Consider the following 17,850-nt stretch of genomic DNA (forward strand, 5'->3'; position numbering starts at 1 on the left):
ACACTTCTTAAAAATAATTGTCAACAAAGTATAGATGAAGATAAGTCTCTAGCATTAATTTTGCAAATAAAAAATTCTCCGATTGCTCAGAGAATTTCTTTTCTTATTTAATCATCCTATTTAATTATCCTTACTACTTTAGTCGCGTCGTCCCAATAAACTTCTGCGCCAAGCATCTCGGCGATGAATCTAAGTGGTGTATATGTTCTGTCGTTTTCTATTAAGACAGGAGAGTCTAGTTCGTAAACAGTGCCATTAACAAGAGCCTTATTCGAACCTATAGTAAGCTTGATCTCAAGTGGCATCATTGTTTTAAGGTTAAGGCCTTTTATATAAACAGTTCTCTCTGTATCATTCCATGTAACTTTAGCTCCAAGGCTTTCAGCTACAAATCTCGCCGGCAACATAGTTCTGTTGTTTTTGATGATAGGTGCTGTGTCGTTAGTGACATTTTTGCCAAAGACAGTCATAAGCTTACTGCCTACTGCTAAGACAATGCTTCTTTCTTTAAGACTTGTATCCTTATTGATAGTCTCTTCATCTTCTCTATATAGATTAGCATCTTCTTCAATGTCTGCAATTCGATTATGCCTTTTGCTTTTACGCTCATATATCCTGTGATACTTAGTATCATTTTCGTAATTGTCATATGAGTCTGGACTTGGTGTTGGATGCAATGGTGGATTTGGTGTTGGTTCTGGATCTGGTGCTTCTTCAACAGTAACTTGTAATTCTACAAGCTTATCTACATAGTTCTTTGATTTGTATATAGCCTTGAATTCTTTTTCGCCTATTTCGTTTAGCTCTTGATCAGGATTTTTCCATACAAAGCCCTCAGGTAATGCTACAGTTGATAATTTTTTACCCTTTGTACCCTTTAAATCTGTAGGCTTCTTGCTTTCATAAGTTGGGTCTGTATCTGTAGATTTCTTTATCTCCCATTTAATTTTTATATCATTTTTTGTATAATCTTCTAATTGTATGCCATCTATAGTCAACATACATCGCCATATATAATCATTATTTACTTTAAATACAGCTGTATAAATACCTGCATCTGTCGCTTTATTATTTTCTACTGTATATCCATTATCGCTCTCATAAGCAGTTTGTTCTCTTCCATTGTAAACTAAGCTCTTTCCTTCATTGACTACTCCTGTGCGTGCAAGACCATCTTTTGCATTTGGTCTGCTAGCGACTTTAAGTACCTTTTTTTCATTAAAAAATATGTCAAAACTTGTACCATCAACACGCTTAATAGAATAAGCTTTTGTTGGTGTTATATATTCTCCATTTATCTTAAGCTTTGTGTTGCCAGTGACACAATAGTTTTTTGATTTGCATAATATTTTCAGATTGTATCTGTACTCGTAATTAGGCATTGCTTCCACTGGATAATCATATATAGTTGTCCATTCACCACCATTTGTTCTATGCTGAATATATACTATATCAACTGATAATATGTCCGCATGATTTTCAGCTATAAATATACGATTATAAGGTCCTGAAGGTCTTGGAATTTTTTTCCATGGAATTAAATCATAGTGGTCACTCATAAAATTTTTATAATCTTCATTATCGCATGTAAAACTTACCTCTTTAAGCTCAACAGGTTCACCAGCTGCGTACACACTAGTATCTACACCCATAAACAAAATGCTACTTACTAACAAAAGTGCTAAAACAAAACAGAATTTTCTTTTATAATTCATCGCTCTACCTCCTATGTACCTATGCCTTCATTATAGTTAATGACGCATCATATGTCAACAGTATTCTAAGGCTTTACACGCATAAAGACAAAAAAACTGCTAAGGCTCTTTTACCTTAGCAGCTATACTGATATCTAATCAAGCATTCTTAGTACTGTAACTAAAACTTCCTGTCTCGTCATATTCTTCTTTGGATTAAACTTAAGGCTACTGTCGCCTTGTAAGAGTCCCTTCTTGATAACACTGTCTATCGCGCTTTTTGCCCACTCACTTGCATCGGCATAACCCACTTTGTTCTCAAATTTGTCTTCTAATTTGATTATGCTTGCTAGTCTGTCCAAGATCACTGCGACCTCTTCCCTTGTAATCTTTCTATCCGGTGCAAATGTTTTGCTCTCGTTATACGTTAAGAGCTTTATCTTGTACGCCTTCTTAACTGCAGTGGACTTTGTATCAATGACCTCTTCGCCTTCGTAGTCCTTAATGCTCTTTTTGTACTCAAGTGCCTTAATAAGCGCCTCTACGAACTCTAGTCTGCTTGCATCAGCCTTCATATCCTCTCTCATAGTCTCTGTTACTATACCAAGACTGTCAGCTCTATGTATGGCGTCAGCTGCCCACGCATCGTAGTTCTTTACGCTAAGCGTAGCATTGAATGTGATTGTATTAGAGAACTCACTCTTTTGTGCATTAACTATGGCCCTGATTCTTACATCAAAACTCATCGAGTATTTGATCTCTTCCTTAAACTTGTACTCATACATACGAGTCTTTGTATTGTAAGTAAGAGTTATAAGATTATCAAAGTCCTCGCTAAGCCATTTACCATCATCAATCTTGTAATCAAGTTCTAGATTTTCAAATTGTCTATGGTCTTCAATTTGAACTTCGATTTTATTATTTTCAAACTTTGCTAAATTTATGCTTATAGGACTAATGCTTTCTGCTTTATTAACATTTAAAGGCGCAAGACATATAAGCATCGCTAAAATAATTAAAACAATTGTCTTTTTCATTAGAATATTGCTATAGGGTTACTTGCTATATACATTCTCAAGAAGTAAATAAGTAGTAAGTGAACTGGATAGAATGCATAGAAGAAGTATTTAAAACCCTTCCCCCTTTCTCCATTGTAAAAGTACATAAGTACAAAGGCACTCATCTGATAGAAGAAGCCATAGAAGTAACGTGTCGATATTCCTACTAAAAGGTTTTGGAACTTATTAAATCTCACAAAGTACATAAGGACTATCAAGATAACGCCAAACATATCATAGTCTGTTTTTAAAAACTTCGCTGCAAAGATGCAAAGAAGTACTCCAGCTATCCTTATTAATGGCTGATTAGCAAACTTTTCTATGATGATAAGTGCTGCTAGGCCTAAGAATAATGTGAAGAAAACGTTTTGATAGTTTGGATCAAAGACTACGTTCGAGCTTACTAAGTCGAATGGCACTTCTGATATAAGCGCAAAGATAAACAGTCTTAGTGCGTACTTCATTCTGTTTCTTGTATGTATAAAGCCTTGCACTATAAAGAAGCAGAAGAGTGGAAAGGCGATTCTACCTATCACTATCCTACCAATAAAGTGAATTTTATCCATCATTGCGCCTGTTACATATGAACCGGCTATGGTGATATTTGCCGCATTGATTATGTTTTGGTACAAACCCACTTCGAAGATGCCATATACCAAGTGGTCAACAAGCATCGAAAGTATGGCTATGAACTTAAGCTGTGTTTGATTAAGTCCCCAAACTTTTTTCTCTTCTAATAATTTTGTTTCTGTTTCCATTTTACTCTCCATAATTTAATTTGTTTATGATAGGAAAGCCATCTACTACTTCAATCTCGCATATCCTTGCGTTCTCTACTTTGAAATTGTAGTAAGCTTCAAGCTTGTCCACTACTATTGATAAGATTGTCTTGATAAAACCTTCATGCGTTATGACAACAATGTCCTCATTAAGTTTGGCCTTCTCTTTGTAAAAGTCCTCTGCACGCTCTCTTAGATCTGTGAATGATTCGCCGCCAGGAAACTTAAATGTGAAAGGCTCTTCAAAGCGCTTCTTCGTCTCTTCTGGATAAAGTTTTTCTAACTCTTCGAAGCTATGTCCTTGAAAGTCACCAAGGTCTATCTCTCTAACCCTCTCATCTACTTCATAAGTCTCAACACCAAGTAAGTCTGCTGTCTCTTGTGCTCTCAATAAGTTAGAGACTATGACTTTTTTATCTTTAAGCTCTTTATACTCATCTCTTAAAGTCTTAACCTGTGCCTTACCATTTGCTGATAGCTTAGTATCAACACGCGATGTGATCTTCTTTAAATTGTCTTCTGACTCTCCATGTCTTATTAGATAAAATTTCATATTACCCCCTCTAGATTATGAATAAAGCGATAGTCTCAGCGAGTTCTATGGATGCTCCCATAGTGTCACCTGTCGCTCCGTCTATCTTCTTAAGTGAAATGATGTAAATAATTATAAAGATAAGCGCCTCTACTAATAAGTATAAAAGCACTTTGTAATCATAAAGTATGCTTGCAATTATAATTACAAAGTTTGCAAAGTTTATAAGAAAGGTGCTTCTACTCTCTTTAAATGTTTTAAACAAGGTGCTACTGTCCGCGCTTTTAAAGTAGATAAAGGCATTCATGGCTATCAACTTTGAGTATATAAATACGAATGTATAGTCCCACTTGAAACCTTGCAATGCAATCTCTTTAAAAGCAAAAAACTTTGCTGCTAGGACTATGACTATGCTTATGACGCCAAAGCTGCCAACGCCTGGGTCCTTCATTATGGCCTTCATCCTGTCCTTGCTTCTGTTCGATAAAAAAGCATCAGCTGTGTCGGATAAGCCGTCCATATGTAGTGCGCCTGTTATGATTAAATAAAAAATGATGTTTAATAGAGCGACTAGCTCTGCAGAAATTTTATCACGTAAAAAAATGCTTGGAATAAACGTAAATAAAGCAATTAAAAAACCAATAAGCGGAAAGAAAGTAAGCATAGCCCCAATATTCTTCTTATTGAAGTCTATGCCTATATTTATTGGAACTCTTGTCATAAATTGTAAAGCTAGTATAAGTCCTTTCACTTTATCTTCACTCCTATGGATGCGATGACATAGTAAACTTCATCCGCGATTCTAGCAATGTATTGATTAATCTTGCCGTGTATGTCTCTAAAGAGCCTCGATAGTTTTGCTTCTGGCACAAGACCTGCACCTAGCTCTGAGGAGACTATAATTATGTCTGCATCCTTTTCTCTTAGTCTTTTGAATAAGGTTTCAAGCTCTTTAAGCACTAACTCTTCGACTACGGCAGCATCTTCATCTCTAATGTCCCTATCTTCCAAGTAATCAAAGAGTATGTTTGTAAGCATATTTGTTACATCATCAAGAAAGTAATATTTAGTCTTCATGGCAATGCACGCAAAATCTTTATAAGCTTCTACTGTTTTCCACTGAGTATTGCGCCTTGCTTTATGAATTGCAATCCTTTCTTCAAACTCTTTGTCAATGGCTTTAGCAGTGGCAATGTATGTTACATCGTCAAGGCCTTTATATATGTCCTCGGCGAACTCGCTCTTGCCACTTCTCGCTCCACCCATTACAAGCTTAATCATTGTCTTTATTCATTTCTTTTTCAAGATTAGCAATGTATTCTTCTGCTTTCTTTTGATTGTACTCTCTAAACTTATTGACGATGTAGTCGTATCCCTTTGGTCTATGAGGTAGTAAACAGTTTGAGCAGTCTTTTATACCTGCACTCATCTTGTAGTTGCCGCCGCACTCTTCCATTAGATAAAGTGGGCAGTAGCAGAACAAGCAGTTGAAGTCGTCGACATTGTCAACCTTATGGCATGGCATGTAGGCACACTTCTTGTTATTAAAAAATCTATAAGAATCTTCCATAATTTGCCTCCACATAATTAATTACTTCGTCTATGCTGTGCATAGCGTTCTCTTCTTCTCTTGTAATTATAACACAAATAATATTTGTTTGTAAACATGCATCAAGTTTGGCATCGGTGCCACCGACCTTGCCACTCTCTTTGCTTACTAAGTACTTTATATCGTAGCGTTTAATCAAGGCTACGTTTTCTTCGAGTGTGAAGGGTCCCATCTGCGCAATGATGTTCTTCATCTCTATGTGATTGTCATCGCACACCTTTATGCTCTCAGCACTTGGCAAGACTCTGTATATGAATCTGTTCTTGCCCCTCACCTTTTCAAAATCCTTTATCCTGTTCGAGCCTGTTGTGAATAAAAAATTTTCCTCTCTATCCTTTAGCGTGTCAATATACTTAAAGGCTGCTTCATATGATGGCACTCTGACTATGTTGTTCTTCTCTTCATAGTCCAAAATTCTTCTTGCATAACGAAGGTAGGCTATGCCCATCTCCTTAGCTGCCTCTGATGCGTTCTTTGTCACCTCAACTGCGAATGGATGTGAAGCGTCTATGATCATATCAATGCCGTGCTCCTTTATGAAGTCCTTGAAGCCGTCTTTATTCATCCTGCCCATGATTAAGTCCTTCGATGCATAGAGCTTCTTTCCGCTCTCAGTAGCAACAGATAAGTAGAGTTCGTACTTACCCTTAAGTCTTTCGTATATCTCTTCGCCTTCGCTTGTGCCGCCTATGATTAGTATCATAGCTTGTATCCTCTAGGCGTAATGAACTTGCCGTCCTTGATGTAGCTTTGACTGTTGCCAACTATGACAGTCGTGTTCATCTCGCAAAAATCATAATCCACCTCGTCAAGTGTACTTAGCCTGTAGTCCATGCCATCACGTAAGGCATTCTTAACCATGGCAACAGGTGTCTGCGCATCTCTATACTCTCTAATTATATCAAGTGCTTCTTTTAAATTGTTCACTCTCTTCTTGCTCTTTGGATTGTAAAGCGCGATAACCATATCAGCGTCTGCGCAGTTTCTTACCCTCTTAAGTATAAGGTCCCAGTCTGTTAGTAGGTCTGAAAGACTTATAAGAGCTGTGTCATGCATTAGAGGCGCACCAACAACGCTTGCTGATGAAAAAGCAGCGCTCACTCCAGGTACAACTTCAATGTTTATTGTCGGATCAATTTCATAAACAAGGCCTGCCATACCATATAGTCCTGAGTCACCTGTTGAGATGATGGCAACTGTCTTGCCCTTATTGTACTCATCAATAGCAAGCTGACATCTTTCCTTTTCGCCTGTCATGCCGGTCTTAATTATCTCCTTGCCACCGATGAAGTCCTCTACATAGTCAAGGTACTTTGTATACGCAACGATTGTTTGCGCTTCTTTGATCGCGTCTACCGCCTTAAACGTCATATTCTCTTTTGAGCCGGGTCCTATGCCCACAACATATAATTTATTCATTCTATATCTCCTCTGTTATTGAAAATGTTATTGAATCGATAATCTTCTTAGTTAATATAATCTTGCCGCCAAGTAGTTTAGCAGCCGCCTCACTAACTGCGTATGCACCTGTGATTTTCTTAACGAAGTCGGACTTCTCCGAAACATCCACCTCATTGAGTTCGTCTGCCGTATAAAAAATTAGCTCTCTATCATATTTTTTGCAAAGCTCAAGCAGCGCCTCTTCGTCCTTCTTTATATCAATTGATCCAAAGCGTTTTATCGCCTTTGGACTTATATTCATATCCTTAAGCACTTCATGAAAGGCTTCTTCAAGCACATCTAAGTGAGTTCCACGTCTCAAGCCAATGCCCATATTGTACTTTTTCTTTATAATGTAGAGAGTCTTTTCATTGTCTTGTGCTTCGTAGTCTTCGCTTTGAATTATGAAGTAGTCTGCTTTGCTTTTATCACTTGTGAAATTATCATAGTTAAAGTTAAAATCATTTGCCTTTAGATAAATTTTTTTATTATTTACTATGGCACCCATAATTATGGTAAGAGCTTCTCTAGAGCTATACGCAAAGTCATTGTCCCTTAGGTAAATGTCAAGAGCTTCGAGGCCTCTGTTGTCTGAGGCTGTAGTTATAACTGGCTCTGCACCTATAGTCTTAGCTATATCTATAGCTAGCTCATTGGCTCCGCCTATGTGACCCGACAAAAGCGATATAACGTGTCTTGCCCTGTCATCTATAACAAGGACTGCAGGGTCTGTGTACTTGTCCTTTATCAAGGGAGCAATCTTACGCACGGCTATGCCGCTCGCACTTATGAAGATGATGGTCTCAAGTGAAGACCACCTTTCTTCTAAGACTTTGTCAATATTTTTATCCTTATAAAAAATTTCTACATCAAAATCCTCTGCTATGGACTTAGCTATAGCAAGACCAGCTTCAGTGTAGGTGATTATAATCTTATTCATGTGCTTTTCTGTACTCAGTCGAGAAGCTTGGGTCGTAAAGTTTGCTTCTTTCGTAACGCGCGTTAATAAATTTACCAACAAGTATAAGTGCGTGCTTAGTAATATTGTGCTCCTTGGCATCTTTAACAAGGTTTGCGATATTAGTATAAATGATTTTTTCGTCAGCCCATGTTGCCTTATAAGCAATAACTACAGGCGTATTTGGATCTTCATAGCCCTCAAGTAGCGCCTCTTGTACCTTCTCTGTAAGTGATGCCGAAAGATATATCGCCATAGATGTCTTATGTTTAGCAAGCTCAGCAAGCTTTTCAGTCTCAGGAACCTTTGTTCTTCCTTCCATACGAGTGATGATTAAAGTTTGACTAACTTCAGGTAGTGTAAATTCTTTCTCTATCCTAGCGCATGCAGCTGTTGCACTAGTTACACCTGGTATTACTTCGTACTTGTAGCCAAGCATGTCAAGCGCATCTATCTGCTCTTTAATTGCTCCATATATGCTTGGGTCGCCTGTATGTAGTCTAACTGTGTTTAGACCCGCCTCTTCAGCCTTTATAAACTCTTCTATAACCTCTTCTAATGTCATCTTTGCTGAGTCAAAAACCTTTGCTCCTGTCTTTATTCCAGATAGTATATCCTTCGATACTAAGGAGCCTGCATATATAATTACATCTGCTGCGTTTAATAATTTTAGTCCCTTAACTGTAATTAAATCACTGTCCCCAGGACCTGCGCCTACAAAACTAATCATTCTTTTCACCTCTCACAATAATCACCGGATTCTCAGCTATCATCATCTCTAGCTTCTCCGCCTTAGAAACATTTACCATGTATGTGTCTATGTTCTTATAATTTTTCTTCTTTAGTAAATCTTTAAACTCATAAGCATTGTCAAAGATGATAAAGCTCGCAATAACTGTAAAATTATTATGCTCATCAAGCTTATCCATAATGCTCTCTAAATTTTTACCAGAACCGCCTATGTAGACCTTATTAAAGTCCACTCCGTCCATGCCCTCAGGTGCCTTGCCCTTAATGAGCTTAACATTATTAAGTCCAAATTTTTCAAAATTTTTCTTTGCTACAGCTATGGCCTCGTCATCTCTTTCGATAGTAGTGACCTCTTTACAAATGACTGCCATCTGACAAGTGACACTTCCTGTGCCTGTGCCTATCTCTAAAACTTTGTCATCTTCGCTTACGTCTAATAAGCTCACTATTGCATTTCTCTTTATGAACTTCGTCATTGGTACTTCGCCCCTGATGAAGTCCTCATCTTTAAACCACTTCATTTATAATAATCACCACCGATAAACTATTTTCTATATCAATGTCATCGTCTTCACCATAAGTTTTAATTACTTCACCGCTTTGCGATAAATTTGTGCCAACGATGTACTTTCTCTTTATGTTTTTCTCGTCCAAATACTTTTTAATTGTCCTTGGATTATTATCCTTGTCGCATAGAACTACAAGCTTGGCATTGTTCATTACAATGGTCTTGAAGTCGTCATCAAGCTCTCTACCATGTAGCGAATAAGTCTTTGCCTCATTCCAATTCACAAGGGTCTTGCTCATTAAGTATTGAAAAGCCGTTATAGATGGAATCACTTCGTCAATGGCTATGCCCTCACGCTTTAGATAGTCAACTGCGCCGTAGAAGGATGGGTCGCCTGATAATAATAAAACGCCTTCTTTAATATCTTTTAGATCCTTCACAGAGACTTCTTCTATGCGAGCGAATTCGTCCTCGAGCTCTTCCTTAACTCTTTTAAACGCATAAACTTTAGTAGCATTTTTAATCGCTTTATATGCCCTCACGCTCATATATTCACTTTTGCCTGGTCCTACTCCAACAACTATTAACAATCTAATACTCCTTTTTCAAACGAATATACTTTTACATCTACATCAAGCGAGTCATCTTTTAGGTAAGTCTTGACTCTCTTTGCACAGCCTTCCTCCATAGCACATAAAACATCTTTGTAGCCTGCATCATAAAGGTAGTTGTAGCACTTCTCAGCTGTTATAAATTCATCAACTTCTTTAATTACTTCATACGGCTTATTCATCATCGCAAGGTAATACACGAAGGCCTCCATACGCGTATCGGCGTTCTTTGAATGCGTGTTAAAGACACCTATCGATAACTTTGCAAACTTGCCTATGTGACCAATAAGAGTCATCTTTCTAAAACCGATTTCGTAAGCCATCTTTAGTGAGTCGCCAATGTAGTTACTAGTTAAAACGACATTTTCATTTATACCAATACTCTTTGCTTCTTTAAGGCCGTGACTACCCGGTGTAAGAACTATCTCCTTCGCACCCTTATCAAGATAAAGAGTTTTTATCTCCAAGTTTATGGTCTTTAGTAAAGCGTCCTCACTCATAGGCTTGACAAGACCTGTTGATCCAATTATTGATATGCCGCCTTCTATACCAATGTTTGGGTTGAAAGTCTTCTTACCGATTTCAACACCCATAGGCGTAAATATAGTAACGTCGGCTCCCTTATCTGTTAAGAGCTCAACCTCTTTAGTAATCATCTCTCTTGGCACCTTGTTTATCGCATACTCACCCTTCTTACCGAAGATGGAGTCATTAGTATAAATGCCAACGCCTACGCCACCTTTGATAATGACCTTGCCGTCATTTCTTAAAGATACTTTAGAGAAAATCTCTATGCCATTGGTCTGGTCTGGGTCATCACCTGCGTCCTTTATAACTGAGCTTATGGCATATCCATCACCCTTCTCATTAGAATTGATGGCGACGTTTATGCACTCCTTGCAAGGCAGTACTATGTCGTATTCACCTATAGGTCCATCTAAAAGGTTTGTAAGCGCTGCATGTGTTGCAACTGCTGCACAAGTGCCTGTCGTATAACCATATCTAAGGCTCTTGCCATCAACTATATCGTACTTATTCATTTTCTGTATAAGATATATAAAAGTGCGTTGATTATGGACGCTGCTACGTTTGAGCCGCCCTTGTTACCAACTGTCGATATTTGAGCAATTCCTACTTCTCTAAGTGCTTCCTTCGACTCAGCTGCTCCTACGAAGCCTACTGGCACGCCAATAACAGCCTTAGGATGAATTTTTTCTTCCTTGATCAGTTCTATGATTCTATATAGAGCTGTTGGCGCATTGCCTACTGAGTAGATGGCGATGTCTTCGCCTATAGTCTTATCTATGGCTTGGTAGCTTCTTGTTGTGCCTTTTTCCTTAGCAAGCTCCCTTACGTCGTCGTCCTTGATGTGATTAATGATCTCACAGTTAAGCTTTTTTAAGCTAGTTTCATTCACGCCTGCCATAGTCATCCTTGTGTCAGTATAAATCTTGGCGCCGTTCTTAAGTGCATCAAGTGCTTCATCAAGGAAATTATTTCTTATATCGATTATGTTTTTATAATCAAAGTCGCCTGTCGAGTGAATCATTCTCTTCACTATAAGCTTTTCAGTATCAGTAAATTTTGTTCCTACAAGCTCCTTGTCGATTATGTCCATACTTGTGTTTTCTATGTTCATAGGGTTGTTATCGTAATTATACATCCTTTTCACCTCTTAAACTATCTATCTTTTTATAAAAATACTCTTCATCTTGAACAAAGGAAATGTTTTGCTCGATTGCAACTATGTTATCATCTGCAAAAGAGCTTGTCCAAGTGTCATCTCTATATGGCTTTTCTACCTTAAATAAATTAAACTCGTTATCATTTAAGCTGCTCTTATGAAATTCTTGTGAATAAAAAATTTTATCCGTATCAAAGAAAAAATTCTTTCTAAGTGGCTTTAGATATGCATAACCAAAGTTATGAAGCCTCTTTTCGCTCACAGCCTTGCCCTTTATAAGACCAAGCATCTTGTGCTCATTAAAGCTTTCTGCTAAGAAGTATGTTGCCTCTCCTTCGGTAAATATCTTTCCTCCGTCTTCATAATATTTCTTTATGCTTGCTAATGATTTAGATTTTTCTATTATGTCTAAGTGATCTTTTAAATTTCCACTGCCGATATATAATAAGTCAGCTTCAGGCACTTCTTCCTCGTCTAGCACCGAAAAGTACTTCACAGTAAAATATTTTTCTAGAAAATCAATATTCTCTTTGTAATAGAAGTTAAATACCTTGTCATAGGCAATTGCCACAGTAGTCTTTGACTTTGGAAAATCTATTTTATCTCCTGTCTTTGCCACTTCGAAATATTTTAAAAGTTTCTCAAAATCAATTGCCTTTTCTAATTTCGCAGCTATCCTATCGAGCTTCTCATCAAAAGCCTTAATATCGCTTGGAAGCTCTAGTCCAAGATCCTTATCCTCTATGACAAAGTCCTCGTCAACTTCGATATTGCCAAAAACTTCTAAACCAAGTTCCTTCTCGACTAAGTCTTTGTATATTGCATAAAGCTTTGCATGCGTCTTATTAAATATAACGCCAACTATATTATCAGCGTAGCACATAAAGCCTTTTAGCTTTGCAATAAGTGAGAACATCTCGCCCTTTGGTGTAAGCACTAAAACTGTTTTTAGTCCCAAGGCCTTTGCGTTGGCATATGACGATGCCTCCATGGTGTTATATATGCCGTCAAGGTAGCCCATGACGCCTTCTAATACGCAGTAGTCTGCACACCCCATACCTACTTCAGTAGCGCCACTCTTTTGCATAAAGATGTCGACATTACCATAGTCCCCCTTCGATGCAAATGAGCCAAGCTTTGAATCGATAAAATCGGGCCCACTCTTAAGATACTTCACCTTATTATTTTTATTTGCAAGCAGTCTTGCTAAAGCTAAACTTATAGTTGTCTTGCCGCTATTTGAATTCATAGCAGCTATGCATATGCCTTTCACTTCTCTATCTCCCTTAGTTTTTCAAGTAAATAATCATTCTCTTCACGAGTTCTTATTGCAAGGCGCACATAGTCGTTACTTATGTTCTTGTAACCTTGCATCCTTCTTATTAATATACCCTTTTCAAGCATAATCTTATACATTTCTTCGTCACTATGTTTTTTTAATCTAAGCAAATAGAAATTGGCATCGCTATCACTCATCTCAAAATTGTCATAGCTCTTATATGCTTCTTTAAGTCTTTCTCTTTCGTTTTTATAATACTCTTTTGTTTTTGCTATATAGTCCTCGCTTCCCTTTAATAGCCTCGATGCTTCGTTTTGTATAAAGCCTATAGACCAAGCAAGGCTTAGCTCATCGTAGTAGTCCTTAAAATCCTTTGGTACATAGGCAAAGCCAAAGCGTACTCCCGGTAAGGCAAAGGTCTTAGTCATCGCTCTAAGAACAATCACGTCCTCGTCCTTAAACAAGTCTATGCTGTCATACTCATGCATAGTAAACTCTATAAAGGCCTCATCGAGTAAAAGAGTCGCGCCATGCTCCTTACAAATCTCTTGAGCTTTAATTAATTCTTCCTTCTTAAGCAGCCTTCCATTAGGATTATTTGGGTTAGTTAGTATAATTAGGTCGCCCTTCTTTAATATATCAAGCTCATCATAGTCAATCATAAAGTCTTTATAATTTATTCTAATCAAATCTTTTTTATAAACACTTGCTCTAAGCTCATACTCATAGAACGAAGGGTCAAAAATAACCACTCTACTTGCCCTGTATATCGCCTTATCAATTATCTCTATAGATCCATTGCCCAAGATAATGTTAGACGCATCACAAGCCAAATAAGTGGCTACATTGTTAATCGCTTCCCTCTGTTTTATATCAGGATAGACATTGACATAATCAAAGTCTTCCTTAATATTAGAGAAAAGTATTTCGTTCATATTAAATACATTGATGTTAGAGCTGAAATCTATGAGTTTTTTGTCATAATCATAAAAATTTGCTCCGTGCATAATTTACTTCCTTTTCTTTAAGTAGAATAGCGATATATAATCGTTATCCTTACGTATTTCGTCCTCATCCGTAAGATACATTTCGTTTGGCATCGATATCCTCTTAAAATATTCTGCTTCGTAAGTATCTTTAAGTTCTAAAACAGCTTCCTTGTTAATGGTGCCCTTAAGTATAACAGCTCTGTCAGGCTTTGCTGCCCTAACTAGCTCTGTGTTGTCACTTATCACAAGACTCTCGCCCTTTTCAATAAGCGGCTCTTTATTCATTGCACTTAATGCTACAAAAGATGGCATGCCATTAATAATATTTATATTTATCTTCTTATCAAGTATCTTTGTTAAGTTCATAGGTGTCGAGAAAACTGCTGCATCACCTATAGTTACAAAGCTTACGTCTCTATACTCTTTAAGCGCTTCTTCAAGTTTTGCCTTTAGCTCCCTATATAAAGCATCTGTAGCATTCTTCATGTCAAATGGCATCTTTATGATAGGTTTATCTTCTACATAGCTCATAACTGTGTCAAGAGCAAGATTGCGGCCTCTATTGTCAAGAACGAAGACAGCATTTGTATTTTTCAAAGTAAGTATAGCCTTAACAGTTAATAAGTCTTCATCGCCAGGACCAACACCAACTATATTTAGTAGCGGCTCTTCCATGGCCTTAACTTTTTCTATGCAGTCGTTTAAGATATAATCTTCTTCGCCAAGACCCTTATCTATAAGCTTCACTTCGTAGCCAAGCTTTTCTAGTTTCGACTTTATTGAGTCATCATCGTCAGGAGCAATGTCTTCAAGCATATGAACGCCTGAAACTAGCATGAATGGCCTTAGATATAAAGTTTTTGTGTCTTTAGCTAAATTTTTAACAACGCTATCAAGATCAAGATCACCCTCTATACTCATCATGTGATATTTATTGTTCTTTTCTCTAAAAGCTTCGTCAATATCTTCATATATCCTATCGGCTACATGATAAGTACCATGACCAACGTAGATGAACTCTTCGCCTTCATTTAATTTAAAGGCTGTCATGCCATCAATAAGCTTTGCTATATCCTTAGCGTTACTGATAAATGGAGTAGTAAGTCTGTTAGAAACATCTTTTAGCTTCTTATACTCTTTACCTGGAATGATGTTTGTCGAAACGACTCTTATATCGTTATATCCAGCCTCTTTCAATTCCTTGATTGCTTCGCACTCATTATTAAAAGACATGCCTTTCTTCTCTAGTATCTTCTTAACTATCCTAGAAGTAAAGCATATCTTTATCTCGCAGTCCTTAAATTCATTTTTAAAGCCACTCACAAACTTGTCAATGACTCTTTCGTGTTCTCTAAGCCTTGTTGTACCAAAAAAGCTTAATAGTATTGCCTTTTTCATAAATTCCTCCATTATATGTACACGAGAGGAAAAGAAAAATAGGAGAAGCGCGCCTTTTCCTCTCGTCGGTTTTTTGGAAAATAAAAATCCTTGAATAGGGGTATCAAGGATATAAAACATACATATTTAGTAAGTTTTTCCTTCCCACCGAAGAAGTAACTTTATACGAACGTTCTAAAGATATCCTGACTTATAGATCAACCTCATCTAAACCTTCCCAGTTTCCCAGTGGTATACATAGACTCGTCACTATTTACAGTAGCGGGGGCTGTGCTGGACTTACACCAGCTTCCCTTTATGGTGAACATTCAAAAATTACACATATATGATATCATATATGTGTAATTATTTCAAGTGTATTAATAAATTTTTTTATTTTAATATTAATTTTAAATATATAACAGCGATCACTAATACTAGCAAGGCTAGTGCCTTATACATCGCTTTTATGGTGAAATAAACGCCATTTTTATTTACTTCGCCATCTATGTCGCCAATATATGGTTTATCGACTATCTTAGAAAAATATTTGTGCGGTCCACCTAAACGAATTTTTAAAAGTCCCGCTATGGGCGCTTCAAGGAAGGCACTATTTGGACTTGCGTGTGCATATCTATACTTAAAAAACGTTTTGCACGCGTAGGCGATGTTTTTATTGAAGATGTTAGTAATTAATATAAGAAGCGCACTTAATCTTGCTGGCACTAGATTGACTAGGTCATCTATCTTTGCTGCGAAAAAGCCAAGATCGCCATATTTTTCATTCTTGTAGCCCCACATCGAGTCCATGGTATTGATAAATTTATAAACCAGTCCAAGTGGTGTATATATCGCGATGTAGATAAGCGGTGCTATTACACCATCTGAAGTATTTTCGGCGACTGTCTCTATACATGCCTTAAGTATCTCTTCTTCACTTAGTTCACTTGTATCACGGCCAACTATGTAGGAGAGTCTCTTGCGTCCTCTCTCTAGCGAATGCGCTAGCTCTTTTACTACCATATCTGCTTCGAAGTGAAGTGAGCGTGCTGCAAGGCAGACGTAGACCATGTATGAAGTGTAGATTAGATACAAATATTTATTGATCTTAAATAATATTATTGCAAAGCATCCGAATAAAAATGCAAGGCTAATGTTGAATAATACTGAGACTAGTCCAAGCAGCTTCAAAAAACCACCTCTTGCCCCTGTCCTTCGAATTAATTTTTCTTCAAAGCTAATGACATTACCCATGACCTTAACTGGATGAAAAAAGTTATATGGGTCGCCTAAGATTAAATCAAGCACCACACCTATAAGTATGGCGATGAGCTTATAAGCCAAGTATTGCATTTAATTTATCTATGTCGATGGCTTCTTCAAATACTTTAGCTAGCCTATCGATTTCATTATTCATCGCATCGTGCTCTGCCATGTGAGCATTGACAGCCTTCTCATAATCATGAAGCGAGTCTTCGTCCGCTATCTCAAGCTTTGTATATGGTACTATGCCAAGACAGTCAAGACCTGTTAGCTCGTGAAGCTTTTTGATGCCCTCATCAAGTAGGCTCGCATCGCCCCTAAATTTATTGATGATGTAGCCTTTTATCCTCGCTCTATCTTTTTCATCAAGTATCATGTATGTGCCGTAGATTGATGCAAAGACGCCGCCCTTGTCAATGTCAGCGACGATTATTGCGTTAGTGTCCGCAAGTTCAGCCATGCCAGTATTTACAAAATCATCCTCAAGTAGATTTATCTCAGCAGGTGAGCCAGCTCCTTCTATAATCATGACGTCATATTTCTTCTCAAGCTCTTCAAAAACCTCTTTTACCTTCGCCTTTAGCTCTTTCTTAATCGAGTAATACTCCTTTGTATTCATGTGCTTGTATAGTTTGCCAAGTACATAAACATCGCTACCTGTGTCTGACGATGGCACTAGAAGTATCGGGTTCATGTACTCATCCGCCTTTATGCCTGCTGCGTAGGCTTGTATGGCTTGTGCATTGCTAATAAGTTTTCCGTCTTGAAGCTTAAATGAGTTTCTCGACATATTTTGCGATTTGAACGGACATACCTTGTAGCCCTTGTCTTTATAATATCTGCACATAGCAGTCGCTATCGTTGATTTGCCTGCTGACGATGTCGTGCCGTATATCATTATCTTTGCCATTTAAAATTCCTCATCATTGTATTCGATAGTACCTAAATCAGTTTCTATCGAGATTAAATTTTTCTTCCACTCTCTATATTTAGTCACTTCTTCGCCTATAGCCTTAACTAATATTGAAACGCCAAATATTTTCGAAGCTATGATGAAGAAAGCGTTTTGCTTGTATGAATTTGGATACAAAACTATAAGTAAGCCTGAAATTATAAATAGCATGTTCTTCTTCTCAATGCCCTTGTACTTACCATTGTAATAATCTTTAACAAGATCTAAAAAGTCATTGATAAGTTCTTGGTACTTTGCTAAATCAGTGTTCGTTTTGATGGCTTCGCCGATGTCACCAATCTTGTTCATGGCTTCATCCTTGTCGAAATTACCAATGTTCATGTCTTTTAAAAAATCAAAGTTCATA

Annotated in this window: 21 protein-coding genes and 1 riboswitch; all 21 genes read right to left on the reverse strand. The window is 37.4% G+C overall.

Annotated elements, in window-relative coordinates:
• Positions 1-116: 116 nt before the first annotated feature.
• The 21 genes from KO172_RS07715 to KO172_RS07815 all read right to left on the reverse strand — a co-directional run bounded on the left by KO172_RS07715 (position 117) and on the right by KO172_RS07815 (position 17,849).
• On the reverse strand, positions 117-1,715 hold the full coding sequence (locus tag KO172_RS07715; RefSeq protein ID WP_251320159.1) for a copper amine oxidase N-terminal domain-containing protein: 1,599 nt from the start codon (positions 1,713-1,715) through the stop codon (positions 117-119).
• Between the two features lie 134 nt (positions 1,716-1,849).
• Positions 1,850-2,731 carry an S-layer homology domain-containing protein gene (locus KO172_RS07720; RefSeq protein ID WP_215493190.1) on the reverse strand — a complete coding sequence of 294 codons (882 nt, stop codon included), beginning with the start codon at positions 2,729-2,731 and terminating at the stop codon, positions 1,850-1,852.
• Positions 2,731-3,510, reverse strand: coding sequence for a TraX family protein (locus KO172_RS07725; protein ID WP_215493192.1), 780 nt, complete (start codon positions 3,508-3,510; stop codon positions 2,731-2,733). Before KO172_RS07725 ends, KO172_RS07720 begins: the two co-directional genes overlap by 1 nt.
• 1 nt (position 3,511) lies before the next feature.
• Positions 3,512-4,084, reverse strand: coding sequence for a histidine phosphatase family protein (locus tag KO172_RS07730; protein ID WP_215493195.1), 573 nt, complete (start codon positions 4,082-4,084; stop codon positions 3,512-3,514).
• Between the two features lie 10 nt (positions 4,085-4,094).
• On the reverse strand, positions 4,095-4,814 hold the full coding sequence (gene cobS / locus KO172_RS07735) for an adenosylcobinamide-GDP ribazoletransferase (RefSeq protein ID WP_215493197.1): 720 nt from the start codon (positions 4,812-4,814) through the stop codon (positions 4,095-4,097).
• Positions 4,811-5,344 (reverse strand): bifunctional adenosylcobinamide kinase/adenosylcobinamide-phosphate guanylyltransferase, encoded by a 534-nt coding sequence (gene cobU, locus KO172_RS07740; RefSeq protein WP_215493199.1) that lies wholly within the window; start codon positions 5,342-5,344, stop codon positions 4,811-4,813. The genes cobS and cobU overlap by 4 nt, the downstream gene beginning before the upstream one ends.
• Positions 5,337-5,633, reverse strand: coding sequence for a cysteine-rich small domain-containing protein (locus KO172_RS07745; RefSeq protein ID WP_215493200.1), 297 nt, complete (start codon positions 5,631-5,633; stop codon positions 5,337-5,339). Before KO172_RS07745 ends, cobU begins: the two co-directional genes overlap by 8 nt.
• Positions 5,617-6,375 carry a precorrin-6A reductase gene (gene cobK, locus KO172_RS07750; protein WP_215493202.1) on the reverse strand — a complete coding sequence of 253 codons (759 nt, stop codon included), beginning with the start codon at positions 6,373-6,375 and terminating at the stop codon, positions 5,617-5,619. Before cobK ends, KO172_RS07745 begins: the two co-directional genes overlap by 17 nt.
• A complete protein-coding gene (cobJ, locus tag KO172_RS07755; protein WP_215493204.1) occupies positions 6,372-7,091 on the reverse strand; it encodes a precorrin-3B C(17)-methyltransferase in 720 nt (239 codons plus the stop codon). Before cobJ ends, cobK begins: the two co-directional genes overlap by 4 nt.
• Position 7,092: 1 nt before the next feature.
• Positions 7,093-8,052, reverse strand: a complete 960-nt coding sequence (locus tag KO172_RS07760; protein WP_215493206.1) for a cobalt-precorrin 5A hydrolase — start codon at positions 8,050-8,052, stop codon at positions 7,093-7,095.
• The gene (gene cobM / locus KO172_RS07765) at positions 8,045-8,800 is read right to left on the reverse strand and encodes a precorrin-4 C(11)-methyltransferase (RefSeq protein WP_215493208.1); all 756 of its coding nucleotides are present in this window, start codon (positions 8,798-8,800) and stop codon (positions 8,045-8,047) included. The genes KO172_RS07760 and cobM overlap by 8 nt, the downstream gene beginning before the upstream one ends.
• Positions 8,793-9,341, reverse strand: coding sequence for a bifunctional cobalt-precorrin-7 (C(5))-methyltransferase/cobalt-precorrin-6B (C(15))-methyltransferase (locus tag KO172_RS07770; protein ID WP_215493210.1), 549 nt, complete (start codon positions 9,339-9,341; stop codon positions 8,793-8,795). Before KO172_RS07770 ends, cobM begins: the two co-directional genes overlap by 8 nt.
• The gene (cbiE, locus tag KO172_RS07775; RefSeq protein ID WP_215493213.1) at positions 9,328-9,918 is read right to left on the reverse strand and encodes a precorrin-6y C5,15-methyltransferase (decarboxylating) subunit CbiE; all 591 of its coding nucleotides are present in this window, start codon (positions 9,916-9,918) and stop codon (positions 9,328-9,330) included. The genes KO172_RS07770 and cbiE overlap by 14 nt, the downstream gene beginning before the upstream one ends.
• Complete coding sequence (gene cbiD, locus KO172_RS07780) at positions 9,912-10,979, reverse strand: cobalt-precorrin-5B (C(1))-methyltransferase CbiD (protein WP_215493223.1); 1,068 nt, start codon at positions 10,977-10,979, stop codon at positions 9,912-9,914. The genes cbiE and cbiD overlap by 7 nt, the downstream gene beginning before the upstream one ends.
• A complete protein-coding gene (locus KO172_RS07785; RefSeq protein ID WP_215493225.1) occupies positions 10,976-11,602 on the reverse strand; it encodes a precorrin-8X methylmutase in 627 nt (208 codons plus the stop codon). Before KO172_RS07785 ends, cbiD begins: the two co-directional genes overlap by 4 nt.
• Positions 11,595-12,896, reverse strand: a complete 1,302-nt coding sequence (locus KO172_RS07790) for a nucleotide-binding protein (RefSeq protein ID WP_215493227.1) — start codon at positions 12,894-12,896, stop codon at positions 11,595-11,597. The genes KO172_RS07785 and KO172_RS07790 overlap by 8 nt, the downstream gene beginning before the upstream one ends.
• Complete coding sequence (locus KO172_RS07795) at positions 12,893-13,909, reverse strand: pyridoxal phosphate-dependent aminotransferase (RefSeq protein ID WP_215493229.1); 1,017 nt, start codon at positions 13,907-13,909, stop codon at positions 12,893-12,895. Before KO172_RS07795 ends, KO172_RS07790 begins: the two co-directional genes overlap by 4 nt.
• A gap of 3 nt (positions 13,910-13,912) precedes the next feature.
• Positions 13,913-15,289 carry a sirohydrochlorin cobaltochelatase gene (locus KO172_RS07800; protein ID WP_215493242.1) on the reverse strand — a complete coding sequence of 459 codons (1,377 nt, stop codon included), beginning with the start codon at positions 15,287-15,289 and terminating at the stop codon, positions 13,913-13,915.
• A 160-nt stretch (positions 15,290-15,449) separates the two neighbouring features.
• Positions 15,450-15,615: riboswitch (cobalamin riboswitch) on the reverse strand.
• A 46-nt stretch (positions 15,616-15,661) separates the two neighbouring features.
• Positions 15,662-16,621 (reverse strand): adenosylcobinamide-phosphate synthase CbiB, encoded by a 960-nt coding sequence (gene cbiB / locus KO172_RS07805; protein ID WP_215493247.1) that lies wholly within the window; start codon positions 16,619-16,621, stop codon positions 15,662-15,664.
• On the reverse strand, positions 16,602-17,441 hold the full coding sequence (locus KO172_RS07810; RefSeq protein ID WP_215493250.1) for a cobyric acid synthase: 840 nt from the start codon (positions 17,439-17,441) through the stop codon (positions 16,602-16,604). Before KO172_RS07810 ends, cbiB begins: the two co-directional genes overlap by 20 nt.
• A complete protein-coding gene (locus tag KO172_RS07815) occupies positions 17,442-17,849 on the reverse strand; it encodes a hypothetical protein (protein WP_215493252.1) in 408 nt (135 codons plus the stop codon).
• Position 17,850 lies beyond the last annotated feature (1 nt).

The organism is Fenollaria sporofastidiosus, from assembly GCF_943169635.2.
Lineage (GTDB): Bacteria > Bacillota > Clostridia > Tissierellales > Peptoniphilaceae > Fenollaria > Fenollaria sporofastidiosus.

What these genes read in the sequence shown, in the direction of transcription:
- KO172_RS07730 (WP_215493195.1), bottom strand. Translation starts at nt 4,084, where the DNA reads ATGAAATTTTATCTAATAAGACATGGAGAGTCAGAAGACAATTTAAAG.
- KO172_RS07815 (WP_215493252.1), bottom strand. Translation starts at nt 17,849, where the DNA reads ATGAACTTTGATTTTTTAAAAGACATGAACATTGGTAATTTCGACAAG.
- cbiD (WP_215493223.1), bottom strand. Translation starts at nt 10,979, where the DNA reads ATGAATAAGTACGATATAGTTGATGGCAAGAGCCTTAGATATGGTTAT.
- KO172_RS07720 (WP_215493190.1), bottom strand. Translation starts at nt 2,731, where the DNA reads ATGAAAAAGACAATTGTTTTAATTATTTTAGCGATGCTTATATGTCTT.
- cobU (WP_215493199.1), bottom strand. Translation starts at nt 5,344, where the DNA reads ATGATTAAGCTTGTAATGGGTGGAGCGAGAAGTGGCAAGAGCGAGTTC.
- KO172_RS07760 (WP_215493206.1), bottom strand. Translation starts at nt 8,052, where the DNA reads ATGAATAAGATTATAATCACCTACACTGAAGCTGGTCTTGCTATAGCT.
- KO172_RS07810 (WP_215493250.1), bottom strand. Translation starts at nt 17,441, where the DNA reads ATGGCAAAGATAATGATATACGGCACGACATCGTCAGCAGGCAAATCA.
- KO172_RS07800 (WP_215493242.1), bottom strand. Translation starts at nt 15,289, where the DNA reads ATGAAAAAGGCAATACTATTAAGCTTTTTTGGTACAACAAGGCTTAGA.
- KO172_RS07745 (WP_215493200.1), bottom strand. Translation starts at nt 5,633, where the DNA reads ATGGAAGATTCTTATAGATTTTTTAATAACAAGAAGTGTGCCTACATG.
- cobM (WP_215493208.1), bottom strand. Translation starts at nt 8,800, where the DNA reads ATGATTAGTTTTGTAGGCGCAGGTCCTGGGGACAGTGATTTAATTACA.
- cbiB (WP_215493247.1), bottom strand. Translation starts at nt 16,621, where the DNA reads ATGCAATACTTGGCTTATAAGCTCATCGCCATACTTATAGGTGTGGTG.
- KO172_RS07770 (WP_215493210.1), bottom strand. Translation starts at nt 9,341, where the DNA reads ATGAAGTGGTTTAAAGATGAGGACTTCATCAGGGGCGAAGTACCAATG.
- cobJ (WP_215493204.1), bottom strand. Translation starts at nt 7,091, where the DNA reads ATGAATAAATTATATGTTGTGGGCATAGGACCCGGCTCAAAAGAGAAT.
- cobK (WP_215493202.1), bottom strand. Translation starts at nt 6,375, where the DNA reads ATGATACTAATCATAGGCGGCACAAGCGAAGGCGAAGAGATATACGAA.
- KO172_RS07795 (WP_215493229.1), bottom strand. Translation starts at nt 13,909, where the DNA reads ATGCACGGAGCAAATTTTTATGATTATGACAAAAAACTCATAGATTTC.
- KO172_RS07785 (WP_215493225.1), bottom strand. Translation starts at nt 11,602, where the DNA reads ATGTATAATTACGATAACAACCCTATGAACATAGAAAACACAAGTATG.
- KO172_RS07725 (WP_215493192.1), bottom strand. Translation starts at nt 3,510, where the DNA reads ATGGAAACAGAAACAAAATTATTAGAAGAGAAAAAAGTTTGGGGACTT.
- KO172_RS07715 (WP_251320159.1), bottom strand. Translation starts at nt 1,715, where the DNA reads ATGAATTATAAAAGAAAATTCTGTTTTGTTTTAGCACTTTTGTTAGTA.